This window comes from Paenibacillus barcinonensis, assembly GCF_003217495.1.
GTDB lineage: Bacteria > Bacillota > Bacilli > Paenibacillales > Paenibacillaceae > Paenibacillus > Paenibacillus barcinonensis.
This window is the reverse complement of sequence record NZ_QJSW01000017.1, coordinates 58,732-72,281: the sequence shown is the minus strand read 5'-3', so window position 1 is coordinate 72,281 and position 13,550 is coordinate 58,732. Positions and strand designations below refer to the sequence as shown.

14 protein-coding genes and 1 other annotated feature are annotated in these 13,550 nt (G+C 46.5%); of the genes, 13 read left to right on the top strand and 1 reads right to left on the bottom strand.

Going from position 1 to position 13,550, the window contains the following annotated elements:
- Positions 1 to 5 precede the first annotated feature (5 nt).
- From DFQ00_RS21305 to DFQ00_RS21285, 5 genes are all read left to right on the top strand, one after another.
- Positions 6 to 275 carry a YggT family protein gene (locus tag DFQ00_RS21305; protein ID WP_174812138.1) on the top strand — a complete coding sequence of 90 codons (270 nt, stop codon included), beginning with the start codon at positions 6 to 8 and terminating at the stop codon, positions 273 to 275.
- A gap of 16 nt (positions 276 to 291) precedes the next feature.
- On the top strand, positions 292 to 1,074 hold the full coding sequence (locus DFQ00_RS21300) for a YlmH family RNA-binding protein (protein ID WP_110898497.1): 783 nt from the start codon (positions 292 to 294) through the stop codon (positions 1,072 to 1,074).
- A 241-nt stretch (positions 1,075 to 1,315) separates the two neighbouring features.
- Positions 1,316 to 1,825: a DivIVA domain-containing protein gene (locus DFQ00_RS21295; protein ID WP_110898496.1), complete on the top strand. Its 510-nt coding sequence runs from the start codon at positions 1,316 to 1,318 to the stop codon at positions 1,823 to 1,825.
- Positions 1,826 to 1,882: 57 nt separating this feature from the next.
- Positions 1,883 to 2,174: a binding site (T-box leader), on the top strand.
- 128 nt (positions 2,175 to 2,302) lie between these two features.
- Complete coding sequence (gene ileS, locus DFQ00_RS21290; RefSeq protein ID WP_110898495.1) at positions 2,303 to 5,401, top strand: isoleucine--tRNA ligase; 3,099 nt, start codon at positions 2,303 to 2,305, stop codon at positions 5,399 to 5,401.
- Between the two features lie 229 nt (positions 5,402 to 5,630).
- On the top strand, positions 5,631 to 5,993 hold the full coding sequence (locus DFQ00_RS21285) for a DUF5665 domain-containing protein (RefSeq protein ID WP_110898494.1): 363 nt from the start codon (positions 5,631 to 5,633) through the stop codon (positions 5,991 to 5,993).
- Here the strand turns inward: DFQ00_RS21285 and DFQ00_RS21280 are convergent.
- Positions 5,990 to 6,718, bottom strand: a complete 729-nt coding sequence (locus DFQ00_RS21280; RefSeq protein WP_110898493.1) for a TraR/DksA C4-type zinc finger protein — start codon at positions 6,716 to 6,718, stop codon at positions 5,990 to 5,992. The two genes, DFQ00_RS21285 and DFQ00_RS21280, sit on opposite strands and share 4 nt — an antisense overlap.
- A 226-nt stretch (positions 6,719 to 6,944) precedes the next feature.
- On the opposite strand from DFQ00_RS21280, the gene lspA reads away from it, so the two are divergent.
- From lspA to DFQ00_RS21240, 8 genes are all read left to right on the top strand, one after another.
- Positions 6,945 to 7,439 (top strand): signal peptidase II, encoded by a 495-nt coding sequence (gene lspA, locus DFQ00_RS21275; protein ID WP_110898492.1) that lies wholly within the window; start codon positions 6,945 to 6,947, stop codon positions 7,437 to 7,439.
- Positions 7,432 to 8,394 (top strand): RluA family pseudouridine synthase, encoded by a 963-nt coding sequence (locus tag DFQ00_RS21270; RefSeq protein ID WP_110898491.1) that lies wholly within the window; start codon positions 7,432 to 7,434, stop codon positions 8,392 to 8,394. The genes lspA and DFQ00_RS21270 overlap by 8 nt, the downstream gene beginning before the upstream one ends.
- Before the next feature lie 111 nt (positions 8,395 to 8,505).
- Positions 8,506 to 9,759, top strand: coding sequence for an LL-diaminopimelate aminotransferase (locus DFQ00_RS21265; protein ID WP_110898490.1), 1,254 nt, complete (start codon positions 8,506 to 8,508; stop codon positions 9,757 to 9,759).
- A gap of 180 nt (positions 9,760 to 9,939) precedes the next feature.
- The gene (locus tag DFQ00_RS21260; protein WP_110898489.1) at positions 9,940 to 10,848 is read left to right on the top strand and encodes a decaprenyl-phosphate phosphoribosyltransferase; all 909 of its coding nucleotides are present in this window, start codon (positions 9,940 to 9,942) and stop codon (positions 10,846 to 10,848) included.
- A gap of 31 nt (positions 10,849 to 10,879) precedes the next feature.
- Positions 10,880 to 11,512 carry an HAD family hydrolase gene (locus DFQ00_RS21255; protein ID WP_110898488.1) on the top strand — a complete coding sequence of 211 codons (633 nt, stop codon included), beginning with the start codon at positions 10,880 to 10,882 and terminating at the stop codon, positions 11,510 to 11,512.
- A complete protein-coding gene (locus DFQ00_RS21250) occupies positions 11,509 to 11,829 on the top strand; it encodes an EamA family transporter (protein WP_110898534.1) in 321 nt (106 codons plus the stop codon). Before DFQ00_RS21255 ends, DFQ00_RS21250 begins: the two co-directional genes overlap by 4 nt.
- Positions 11,816 to 12,136: a DMT family transporter gene (locus tag DFQ00_RS21245; RefSeq protein ID WP_244213950.1), complete on the top strand. Its 321-nt coding sequence runs from the start codon at positions 11,816 to 11,818 to the stop codon at positions 12,134 to 12,136. Before DFQ00_RS21250 ends, DFQ00_RS21245 begins: the two co-directional genes overlap by 14 nt.
- Positions 12,137 to 12,172: 36 nt before the next feature.
- On the top strand, positions 12,173 to 13,483 hold the full coding sequence (locus DFQ00_RS21240) for a DUF6080 domain-containing protein (protein ID WP_110898487.1): 1,311 nt from the start codon (positions 12,173 to 12,175) through the stop codon (positions 13,481 to 13,483).
- Positions 13,484 to 13,550 lie beyond the last annotated feature (67 nt).

Here is a 13,550-nt window from a genome sequence, read left to right as displayed (position 1 = left end):
CGCTTTTGTATCAACTTGAAGTTATATTGTCCACGGTATATCAGATTTATTTTTACATGGTCATCGTCTACATATTGATGTCATGGCTTCCTAACGCACGGGAAAGCTTCATCGGTGAATTGTTAGGCAAATTCGTGGAGCCTTATTTAAGTCCTTTCCGCCGGTTTATTCCGCCTTTGTTCGGCGTGCTGGATATTTCCCCGATTGTGGCGCTGCTTGTTCTTCGACTTGCGCTCGTTGGGTTACTTTCAATACTTCAATATTTTGCATATTAGGCTAAGGGTGACATAGATGAGCAGTGATATTTACGAACATTTTAGCCATGATGAACGGGACTTTGTAGATAAAGCCTCTGATTGGATTGAGCGTGCGAGCAAGTATCATGATATGAAGCTCACCGATTTCCTTGATCCTAGACAGGTATTTATTTTGCAATCCCTGGTTAATCGCAGTCAGGACGTTCAGGTTCGCCTGGATGGCGGATATGAGGCTGCTGAACGCAAAAGAGCATTGATTGCACCCGACTATCGTTATCTCGATGAGGAAGATATGGGGATGCAGGTGCTCAGCATTACATCAGATGATGCAAAAATTTCGGAGCTTGAGCATGGGGACTACATGGGTTCTTTGCTCGGGCTCGGGATGAAACGTGGCAAGATTGGAGACATTCAAGTGCTGGAGGAAGGCTGTCACACAGTTGTGGCAGCGGAAACCGGCGCTTTTTTATCGCTTCAATTGAATCAGGTCCATCGGTTACATGTGTTCACTGAGTTATTGCCGCTGAATCAGATGAAATGGTCTGAGACAAAATTGGACACCATAGATATTACCGTTGCTTCCTTGAGGCTTGATGGCATCTGTGCAGATGTGTATCGTTTAAGTCGCAGCAAGGTGATGGTTCCCATCAAGGCAGGTCGCTGCAAGGTAAACTGGAAAGTGGTGGAAGATCCCTCGAAGACGCTCAAGGCTGGAGATGTGGTATCCATTCAGGGCTTTGGTCGTTTTAAGGTGCTGGAGCAGGATGGAATGACCAAAAAGGGACGTTGCAGGGTGAAAATCGGGAAATTTGCTTGAAGATGTTGCAGGATAATCTAAATTCTTGTCGAAATGTTAAACGTAAAGGGTAAAAAAATATTTGGTGTTTCCGATATACATTAAAGTACATGTTGTCAATGGACCTCTCATAAAACGATGCAGGTCCTTCATTCCGTACTGGATGCCAGATACAGGCGTCTTGTTACGGCCCCTTGGGTGGAACCCATGTGCTGCAAACCTTCTCTCGATCGGGAAGGAATTTTTACAGGAGGTGGACAGCATGCCATTAACGCCGCTGGACATACATAACAAGGAATTCTCCCGACGCTTGCGCGGGTATGACGAGGATGAGGTCAATGAATTTCTGGATCAAGTCATCAAAGACTATGAGGGCGTCATTCGGGAGAACAAGGAGCTGAGCAATCAGTTGCTGTCCGTTCAGGAGAAGCTGGATCATTTTGCTACCATTGAGGAAACGCTCAGCAAAACGATCATCATTGCACAGGAAGCTGCCGATGATGTGAAAAACAATGCAAAGAAAGAAGCGCAGCTCATCGTGAAGGAAGCAGAGAAAAATGCTGACCGAATCGTGAACGAAGCGCTTGGAAAGTCTCGCAAGATTGCTTTGGAAGTGGAGGAACTGAAGAAGCAGGCTTCGATCTATCGCGCACGTTTCCGCACGCTTGTAGAAGCTCAGCTTGAACTGTTGACACAGGATGGCTGGGAAGTGCTGGAGAGCCGGGAGCAGGAAGTACAGGATCGTGAGCGGGAGATGAAAGAAATTTATTAGTCTGCCGCCCGGTTGACTTTTGCGGGCAAAGAAGCTATAACTATATTCATATTGAATAGTGATTCCATGACGGGCTCAGTACGTTATGATCTCATCCCTCAGAGAGTTGGTGTCTGGTGCAAACCAACGGATGAGTTATAGCCGAATATCTTCCCGGAGAAGTGACGCTGAAGCGGTGTAAGCCTGACCGTGTGTAAGCTGAACCGTAAGCCGTACGTTATAACGGTACCCTGTAGCAATTTAGCAGGGCTTAAGCGCTGTTGATGACAGAGCATACTCAGAGTAATCTGAATGTGGTTTGTGATGAACAGAATTAGGGTGGTAACGCGAGCATAACCTCGTCCCTTTCCAGGGATGAGGTTTTTTTGTGTTCCAAAACGACGGGTAGCACTAGGAACAAGGAATACCTGGTGAGGTTGAAGTGCTCATCGCGAGCAATCCAATATTGATTCAATAAGAGAAAGGAAGTTGAGCAGCATGCAGCGAGTTGACGTCAAAGAGAAAGCACGTGCAAGAGAATTACGCATGTTAAATAAATGGAAGACGGAGAACACCTTTAAGCGTTCCATTGAAAATCGGGAGGGCAAGCCAAACTTTGTTTTTTATGAAGGCCCGCCAACAGCAAACGGAAAACCTCATATCGGTCACGTGCTTGGCCGTGTAATCAAAGACTTTGTTGGTCGTTATAATACGATGAAGGGTTATCGTGTAGTCCGCAAAGCCGGATGGGACACCCATGGTTTGCCGGTAGAGCTTGGAGTACAGAAAAAACTGGGTATCTCTCACAAATGGGAGATCGAAGATTATGGTGTGGAGAAGTTCATCAACGAATGTAAAGCGAGCGTATTTGAATACGAGCAGCAATGGCGTGACTTGACCGAAGGCATTGGTTACTGGACGGACATGGATAACCCGTACATCACACTTGATAACAACTACATCGAAAGTGTATGGAACATCCTTGCCACAATTCACGAAAAAGGATTGCTGTACCGCGGTCATCGGGTTAGCCCATACTGTCCTTCCTGTCAGACAACACTCAGCTCACATGAAGTTGCACAAGGTTATAAGGATGTCAAAGACCTGAGTGCTACAGCGAAATTCAAGCTGCATGATAGTGGTGAGTTCGTACTGGCCTGGACGACAACACCTTGGACACTGCCTTCTCACGTTGCACTTGCGGTCAACCCGGACATGGATTATTCCCGTGTACGTCAAAACGATGAAGTATACATCATGGCAACCAATCTTGTAGAGAAGGTTATGAAGGATAGCAAAGGTGAATATGAGATCATCGGTACGCTGAAAGGTGCTGAACTGGTCGGTAAAACCTATAGCCCGCCATTTAATTATATTCAGGCAGAGAAAACAAATATCGTACTTGGTGCATCATTTGTAACGGATGCAAGCGGTACGGGTATCGTTCACATGGCTCCTGCACACGGTGAAGATGACTATCGTGTATGCCGCGAGAATGGCATCAGCTTTGTCAACATGGTTGATCTGGAAGGCAAATTTGTAGCACAAGTCACGGATTTTGCAGGCCGGTTTGTGAAGGATTGCGACATCGACATCGTCAGATATTTGTCCGAAAATGGTCGCCTGTTCAGTAAAGAGAAATACGAGCACAGCTACCCATTCTGCTGGCGTTGTGATACACCGCTGCTGTACTACGCTATGGATAGCTGGTTTATCCAGACTACCGCTATTAGGGATCAGCTTATTGCCAACAACAGCGAAGTGGAATGGTACCCAGGACATGTTCGTGAAGGACGCTTCGGCAAGTTTCTGGAAGACCTCGTGGACTGGAACATCAGCCGTGACCGTTACTGGGGTACGCCGCTCAACATCTGGGTATGTGAAGAGACGGGGGAACAGTTTGCACCGCACAGCATCGCCGAGCTTCGTGCACGTGCCGTAGGCGATGTGCCTGAAAACCTGGAGCTGCACAAACCGTATGTGGATGAAGTGAAGGTGCTCAGCTCTTGTGGTAAATATGAAATGAAGCGTACGCCGGAAGTGATTGATGTCTGGTTTGACAGCGGCTCGATGCCGTTTGCACAGCAGCATTATCCTTTTGAAAATAAAGAAATCTTTGAGCAGCAATATCCGGCGGATATGATCTGTGAAGGAATCGACCAGACGCGCGGCTGGTTCTACAGCCTTCTCGCTGTATCCACACTTTTGACAGGCAAAGCGCCTTACAAAGCCGTTATGGCAACAGGACACGTACTGGATGAGAACGGCCAGAAGATGTCCAAATCCAAAGGCAACGTCATTGATCCTTGGGAGGTTATCGAGGAATACGGTACGGATGCATTCCGCTGGGCATTGCTGTCTGATAGTGCACCATGGAACAGCAAACGTTTCTCTAAAGGTATCGTAGGGGAAGCCAAATCCAAAATGGTCGATACATTGGTGAACACACATGCATTCCTGACGTTGTATGCAACGATTGATGGATTCGATCCGCAGGAGCATCCGTTCCAATTGTCAGCTCACAAGCTGGACCGCTGGATTCTGTCGAGACTTAACAGTCTGATCCTTGTTGTGGAAAAAGCACTGTCCGTGAATGACTACCTGAATTCGTCCAAGGCTATCGAAGCTTTTGTAGATGAACTGAGCAACTGGTATATCCGCCGTTCCCGTGACCGTTTCTGGGGAAGTGGTCTGACAGAGGATAAGCTGGATGCATATCGCACCCTGACTGAAGTGCTGGTGACTACATCGAAGCTGGTAGCGCCATTTACACCTATGCTGGCTGAAGATATCTATTTGAACCTGACGACGGGTGAGAGTGTGCATATGGACGATTACCCGACAGCTAACGAAGCGTTGATTGATGCGGCGCTGGAGCAGGATATGGAAACAGCTCGTCGCGTGGTAGAACTTGCTCGTAACGTTCGTAACGAAACGGGCATCAAAACACGTCAGCCGCTGTCCGAGTTGATCGTTTCTCTAGATAAAGGCTTTGATCTGGCAAGTTATGAAGAGATCATCAAGGAAGAGATCAATGTCAAAGCAATCCGTACCGAGCATAATGATGCGGAATTCGTAGATTTTACACTCAAGCTGAACCTCAAGGTAGCAGGTAAAAAATACGGCAAAAACGTAGGTTTCCTGCAGAACCTGTTTAAAGGCATGACAGCGGATGAGACACGTAAAATCGTAGCGGAGGGCGTATTCAAAGTGGTTTCTCCAGAAGGAGAGGAGCTTCAGGTGACGGACGAGGAATTGCTGGTTGAGAAGCAGGCGAAGTCCGGGTTTGCATCAGCATCAGGTTATGGTCTGACTGTAGCGCTGAACACGGAGATCACTCCAGCACTGGAGCAGGAAGGCTGGGTGCGTGAAGTTGTTCGGGCGGTACAGGATACTCGGAAACGACTGGATCTGCCGATTGAGAAAAGAGTGCGTCTGACGCTGGATGTAGATGCCGATCTTCAAGCAGCAATTCAGGCATTTGACGAAGTTCTGCGCGAGAACGTGCTTGTAACAGAGGTAACTTTTGGTACTACTGATCAGATGGAACGCGTGGATGCCGGGGGCAAAGCGATCGGAATCTACATTGAGGCGTAGCCTGTAGAGTAGTTGTCTATAATATAGGATAACCTAAATAAATAGTGGAACGATATAAATGAGCCACAGCCAGGGAAGCAATTCCTGAAGCTGGGCTCGTTTGTTTTTTGCATGAAAAGGAAATGACTAAATTGTGCACTTGTATCAAATGATTTAAATGGCACTTTCATCAGCTGATTTTTCGTAAGCTTACATCAACATCAACATTATAGAACGATTGGAGCGAAATATGAGCAAACAGGACCAGCCAGCCGAATCCACACAAGCCGTCTCTAATACGGATTCTGAGGATACATCTCACGATAAAATTGCAGAACTACATACCTTGACGAGCCGGCTCGCGAATGAACTGGAGCGTTCACGCATTGCACAATATACCGAGCTGCTGAACAGACCATGGAAGCTCATCGGGTTAAATCTGTTGTCTGGCACAGCGAGAGGTGTAGGCATCGCGATTGGATTTACTTTTTTTGCAGCAACGATTATCTATGTGTTACAGGTTCTGGGTGCACTAAATCTGCCGATTGTTGGAGATTACATCGCTGATATTGTGCGAATCGTGCAGCGTCAGCTGGATATGAATACGTATTAATCCTCCTCGGAGCCCGGTTCGAGCAAGCCTGACCCTTCACCATTCTCAAGGTACTTCCGATACTGCCGATTACGAACAATGGACACATCATGACCATAAATATCTGTTGCAACAAAGCTTTCGTATGCTTCCACAAAACCGTCCAGCTCCTCGGTAGCTTCAATAGCCATTACATCATAACTGTCGATATCACCACTTTCGGCCATTGCAGGAGTATTGGAGGTTCCCCAGCTCTCTACAATCTGCCAGGCATCTTCACCGTCGAAGCCGTTCTGGTCCTCTCTTTCGTCCAGACTGGTACGTCCAAACGCCGGAGCAAGAAATTGTTCTTCCACAGGGCGGTTCTCGGAAACGACGGTTTCGGGTTGATGCTTTTTGCAGTATTTGGTGTACGGAACAGCTTCCATACGCTCATAAGGAATCGGCTGCTGGCAGACTGCACAGGTTCCGTAGTGGCCTTCTTCAATCGCATGCAGAGCAGAATCAATGCGCTCAAGTTGAAACTCATCATGCTCAAGCAGGGAAATATCCTTCTCCCGTTCATATACCTCTGTGGCTAAATCGCCAGGATGATTATCAATAGGTGACAATTCTCCGGTCTGCAGCTTGAGAGAGTCCCCGAGGCCATAGTGTTCATTCTCGGACAGTCTGTGCTCGATTTCACGTTTGTTGCTCATAAGCTCGGAACGCAGTGATTGCAGTTGCTTGGCTGTGAAATGTGACATGGCTTTCCCCTTTCTGGTTCATCCGGAATCCGGTTGATGTCTCCATTCTAGGATGTGCCTTTTCAGGCGGGATTACAGAAGGCAAATGTTATCGCTTTTACCAAGGTAGCCGAGGATGCCAACGTTGGCCCCGTCATGGACGATCTCTAAATAGCTGTGCTACAATAAATAAGTCTGGCGAAAGCTTGGTATCGCTGGAAAAGACAAGAACGGAGTGACAACAAACGTGGTGTATTATATCCTTGCTTTTATCGTATTTTTAGTTGATCAGGGAACAAAGTACCTGATTGCTACCCGGATGGAGCTCAGAGAAGAAATTCCGGTCATTGGCAATTTTTTTGTCATCACTTCCCATCGTAATTCAGGTGCGGCGTTTGGCATTTTGCAGGACCAGCGCTGGTTCTTTATTGTGGTTACAATCATTGTGGTGGTCGCTTTGATCTGGTATTTGCAAAAAGTAAAAGATACGCCGCACAAATTGCTGCCAATAGCTCTAAGCCTGGTGCTTGGTGGAGCGATCGGCAACTTCCTTGACCGTGCTTTGACAGGGGAAGTTGTGGATTTTGTACAGCTTAATTTCGGAAGTTACACGTTTCCCATCTTCAACATTGCTGACTCCGCGATCTGCATCGGGGTAGGATTGATTATTGTGGAGACTTTATTGGAAGGACGCCGTGAGAAAGCGGCTGCAAAGATTGAAGGGAATGAGCAGCATGAGTAAAGTGAATGAGGAACAGCTTCATATCGAAGAAGAATTTAACGGTGAGGAACGTATGGAATGGACCGTTGCCGCTGAACATAAGAAAGAACGCGTGGACAAATACATTACCGATGCTCTAGAAAACGTATCCCGTTCACAGGTCCAGCTATGGATCGGAGATGGGGCAGTCACTGTAAACGGGGCTTCAGTGAAGTCCAACGCCAAGCTCTCCGAAGGGGATCAGATCGTTCTGCAGATTCCTGAGCCGGCGGCGGTGGAAATTATCGCAGAGGATATCCCGCTGGAAGTGGTTTATGAAGACAGTGATCTGATTGTGATTAACAAACAGCGCGGACTTGTGGTACATCCGGCACCAGGTCATACGTCAGGCACACTTGTGAACGCGTTGATGTATCACTGCAAGGATCTGTCCGGGATTAATGGGGAGTTGCGTCCGGGAATTGTACATCGGATTGACAAGGACACATCCGGTTTAATTATGGCGGCCAAAAATGATCGTGCTCACGCATCACTGGCTGCCCAGTTGAAGGAGCATAGCGTAAACCGGCGTTATATTGCGCTGGTGCACGGTCATCTGAGTCATGATCAAGGTACGATCGATGCACCGATAGGCCGTGATACGAATGATCGTAAAATGTACACCGTCACAGAGCGCAACAGCAAACATGCGGTGACTCATTTTACCGTGACCGAGCGCATTAACGATTACACTGTGCTCGAGTTAAAGCTTGAAACAGGGCGTACCCATCAGATTCGGGTGCACATGAAATTTATCGGTCATCCGCTGGTGGGTGATCCGACATACGGACGCAATAAGGGGATCAAAATGAGTGGACAGGCTTTGCATGCTGCAACGCTTGGTTTTGTACATCCTTCTACAGGAGAGTATATGGAATTCACTGCACCGATCCCGCAGGATATGGAGGATGTACTGGCTTCGCTGAGAAGCCGCTGACCTTTGTAGAAAGTACAAATGTTCGGATATTTTGTCCATGGTGTTGTATGCTCAAATGCTTCATATTAAAACATGAGAAATTTGTGTCACAATGAGGAGATGAATCGCATTATGAGTATTGAACAATATCAAGAAACGTACATCCAAACTAATTTTGCTGACCGTATCGGCGGCTCCAACTATGGTAAAGACACCAACATCTATAAATTCGAGAAAATCAAACGTGCTAAGGCTTCTGCAAAAAAAGACTTTCCTGATGTCGAGTTGATCGACCTTGGGGTGGGTGAACCGGATGAAATGGCAGATGCAGGCATTGTTGCTGCACTTGCTGCAGAAGCGGCCAAGCCGGAGAACCGCGGATATGCCGATAACGGTATTCCTGAGTTCAAGGCAGCGGCAGCAGCATACCTGAAAAACGTATTTAACGTTGACGGGATTGATGCGGACACTGAAATCGTCCACTCCATCGGCTCCAAGCCGGCTTTGGCAATGATGCCTTCGTGCTTCATTAACCCGGGAGACGTAACGATTATGACTGTTCCTGGTTATCCGGTCATGGGTACACATACCAAATATCTGGGCGGAGAAGTATTTAACGTTCAATTGACCAAAGAGAACAACTTCCTGCCTGATTTGCAGGCGATCCCCGAGGATATTGCAAAACGTGCAAAATTGCTCTATCTGAACTACCCGAACAACCCGACTGGTGCAAGTGCAACGGTGGAGTTTTTCACTGAGGTTGTTGCATGGGCGAAAAAATACAATGTCGTTGTTGTACATGATGCACCATATGCAGCGTTGACGTATGATGGCAAAAAACCGTTCAGCTTCCTGTCCGTGCCTGGCGCGAAGGATGTTGGTGTGGAGCTTCACTCCTTGTCCAAATCCTACAACATGACGGGTTGGAGAATTGGCTTTGTTGCTGGTAATCCGCTCGTTGTCAAAGCATTCAGTGATGTGAAGGACAACAATGATTCCGGTCAATTCATCGCGATCCAGAAAGCGGCAGCGTATGGCTTGAGTCATCCGGAAATTACAGAGAAAATTGCTGAGAAATATTCCCGTCGTCATGACATGCTGGTAGCAGCATTAAATGAACTTGGCTTCCAGGCTGAGAAACCGAAAGGTTCCTTCTTCCTTTACGTAGAAGCACCAAAAGGTGTTGTTGGTGGACGCCGCTTCGAATCCGGTGAGGATTTCTCTCAATTCCTGATCCGTGAGAAGCTGATCTCCTCCGTACCTTGGGATGATGCAGGTAACTTTGTTCGTTTCTCCGTAACGTTTATCGCAAACGGTGAAGAGGAAGAGAAACGGGTTATTGCCGAAATTAAACGTCGTCTGAGTGATGTTGAGTTTGAATTTTAATTGAAGCATACGTTAAAATCGAAGAAGCTCAGTGTGAAGAGACCGGAAACGGTCTCTTTTTTCTGTGAAAATATATCATTTGTGCTCTTTACAAAAATAACCAAGCAACTTATGATTAAGTCTTTACGTTAATTGTATATACTGGAAAGTTAGAATTGTTTCTGAAGGGAGTTACTGCAATTGTTTTCATCACGGACAAATACTTTATCATCGGGGAGCGGTGCGGGTACGATATCCGGCTTGTTCAAGCTGTTAAGACCCAAGCAGTGGACCAAAAATTTGCTATTATTTGCGGCATTATTATTTTCGTTTGAAGAGATTCGAACGGAGACTATTGCTGCCACGATCGCTGGCTTTCTGCTGTTTAGCCTGGTAGCGGGCTGTGTGTATATTTTAAATGATGTTGTGGACCGGGAGCGGGACAAGCAACACCCGACCAAGCAGTTTCGACCGATCGCGTCAGGCCAGGTGCACCCTGTCCATGCGATTATTTTCGGTATTGTACTGCTGGTGCTTTCTCTGATAGCAGCTTTTGTGATGAATCCACTTTTCGGTGTGCTATGCATCGTATACTTCCTGCTGAACGTCTCATATTCTTTTGTACTTAAACATTTGGTCATACTGGATATGATGACAATTGCGGCCGGATTCGTGCTGCGTGCGATTGCTGGCGGTGTGTTGATTCATGTGCCCTTCACGCCATGGTTCCTGATCTGCACGATGTTGTTATCTTTGTTTCTGGCGATTGGTAAACGGAGAAATGAACTTACTTTGCTGGAAGGCAACACAGGATCACATCGCAAGGTGCTGGATAACTACTCGATTACGCTGTTAGATCAGTTTAATACCATCGTAACGACGGCAACCATTATCAGCTACTCCTTATTTACCTTTACGTCAGATCGCACCATTCATCTGATGTGGACCATTCCTCTGGTCATTTATGGCATGTTTCGGTATTTGTATCTGATCCATATGAAAAATCAAGGAGGCTCCCCGGACCGTGTTTTGTTTGAGGACAAGCCTATTTTGATTACCGTTATTTTATATGTCGTCAGTGTAATTACGATCTTTGCCATCTTCGAATAGACAGCAAGAGACAATATAGAGGGGGATCAGGGTGAAACGTACGAAGATTGCGATTTTTGATATTGATAAGACGATTATACGCAGCGATTCCATGTTCCAGTTTGTATACTATGGAGTGCGCCGTTATCCGTGGCAGGCATGGCGGCTGCCTGTCATTGCGTTCCATACACTGTTATTCAAGGCAGGTTTTATGACGGTTGAACGAGTTAAACGCTCTTATTTTCAAGAAATAAAGCGCATGTCAGAACAGGATTTACAGCACTTCTTTGATACTCATCTGCGTACATCCATATTCACCGAGGCTAGCGTAGAGATGCAGCATCGGAAGGAGGCTGGATATCATGTGTTGTTAGTGACGGCTTCTCCGCATGCATACATGAAATTTTTTCAGCAATTCCCGTGGGTTGATCATGTGATCGGCACAGAGCTTGTACGACATGAGAATGGATATACTTGCGTCATTGACGGGGAAAATTGTAAAGGTGAAGAGAAGGTGCGGCGGATTCAGTCTTATCTGGCAAAGAAAAACCTGGAAATTGATTATGAGCAATCCTGCTCTTACTCCGATTCATTATCCGACCTTCCTGTCATGCAGCTGGTGAGTCAGCGTTATTTTATTAACAAACGTGTTCCGGAGATGGAGGCATTAACGTGGGGGAAATGAGTTCACGCCATACCGGCAAGCTGTTGATGCTGGCTTCTGCGTTCCTGACTGCAACCGGGCAGCTGTTCTGGAAGTGGGGATTAACGGAATGGATATACATGGGCATCGGATTCCTGTGTTATGGATTAGGTGCCATACTCATGATCAAGGCGTTTGCGCGGGAAAAGCTGTCGGTGGCTTATCCGATCATGTGTGCCAGTTATGTATTTGCCTTGGTCTATGGGCATTTCCTGCTTGGGGAAGAGATTACAGTACAGAAGCTTGCGGCAGTTGTGCTCCTGGGAATCGGGGTGACGTTAACCAGTGTGGACCGATAGCTGGATGGTTGCTGTTTTGGTTGTGATGACGTTATGCGGGGCGATGGGTGGAGCTGGATTGAAAGTTTACGCGACAAGCCGCAAACGGCTGCATGTGTTGATGGGTCTTGGATTTTATGGCACAGGTGCTTTGCTCAATATTGTATTGCTGCAATTCCTTCCTTTAACTGTGGTACTGCCTGCCAATGCGTTAACCTACATATGGACGCTCATTATTGCCAAATGGGCTTTCAAAGAAGAGGTCGGGCCGATGCGCTGGATGGGAGTAGCCTGTATTTTGGGCGGATTATGTCTGCTCGTACTCTAGGACATAGATTTTATATCAAATATTGGATGTGACTTTATGAAATTTTTAGATTACATATGGTATGACCGCAGGGTGACGTTGACCGCTTTTTATCTGTTTGCGGGTTTTGCCCTCTTTTACGGTGTGATGAATGGTTCATATGTTATATATATGAGTGAGCATGCAGACATGCTAGCTAAATATACGCCGTTTAATACCACCTTGTTTCCTCTTAATTTGTTTAATTTCGATCCTTCAATGTATTATGGGGACAACAGTTCCTCTGTGATTCATCCTTTAATTTCTTATTTGGCTGTTACGCTGGCTGCTGTATCCAAGCTGCTGGGTGGCAACTGGTTTTTTCTGATCCTCCAGTCTCTTGTGAATGCAGGATCGGTTATTCTGGTCTATATTTTTCTCAGTCGTAATGAAGAGAGAGCTTCCTACACTCCGCTGCTGTTTGCGCTCTTATTCGGATTCAGCTCATATCTGATGTATACGGCACTTATACCCGACTCATATCCTTATGTGCAGTTTGTTATTTTGTTGTCTGTTGTTTATTTGCAATATACACGTGTTCAGCAAGAGGTACATTATGTTCCGAATGCACTGCTGGCAACGATTAATTTCGGATTAACCTCCACCAATATTGTGCCGTTTGCTGGAGCTGTATTTTTTAATATGAAGGCATGGCGAACCAAGGCCGGCTGGAAAAAATACGTTGGTATCATGGCACTGGCTGTGCTGATGATTGTGGTGTTAACAGCTATTCAGTATGTGGCATTTGGTGGACGAAGCTGGGTGAGCAACTGGCTGCTCGGAATTCAAAATGGAGGCACCAGCTATGCCACACCGTTTCAGTGGGCTGTACATGTTAAAGCATTAACTCTGTTAACGATCAATCCGATGCTGTCCCCCAAAGTACATTTGCTTGATCCGGGTATGGTTGCATTTGTGACGGACCTCTCCAGAGCTAATCCGCTGTACGTTCAGATGACGGGGGGGTTCCTGTTGCTGCTTGCATTTGCTGGTTTTATCCGACGTATACGGGAGAGCAGTGTATGGACCTTGATGCCGTACATTATATTCGCTTTCCTGCTTCATCTTGTTGTAGGCTTCGGGCTGGCTGTGTATCAATATGATATGTATCTGTATGCAGGACATTATTTATTTGCTTTTTATCTGCTAGGGGGGATGTTCATCAGCGATCTGCGTTCCGGTCTCGGCAAAAAAGTGCTGACAGGTCTGCTCATTGCAGCCCTGCTCGTAACGGTGGGCAACAACATCTACCGTCATGTAGAAACGTTGTCAACGATCAAGCAAGCCTATACGCAGCTGGAAGAGCAGCGTTCGATCAAGCAGAAGTAAAACAAAGTAAATGTAAACGTCAATGCGAATTCAAGGAGGGCCTCTGAACATGATGTTCAAGATGCCC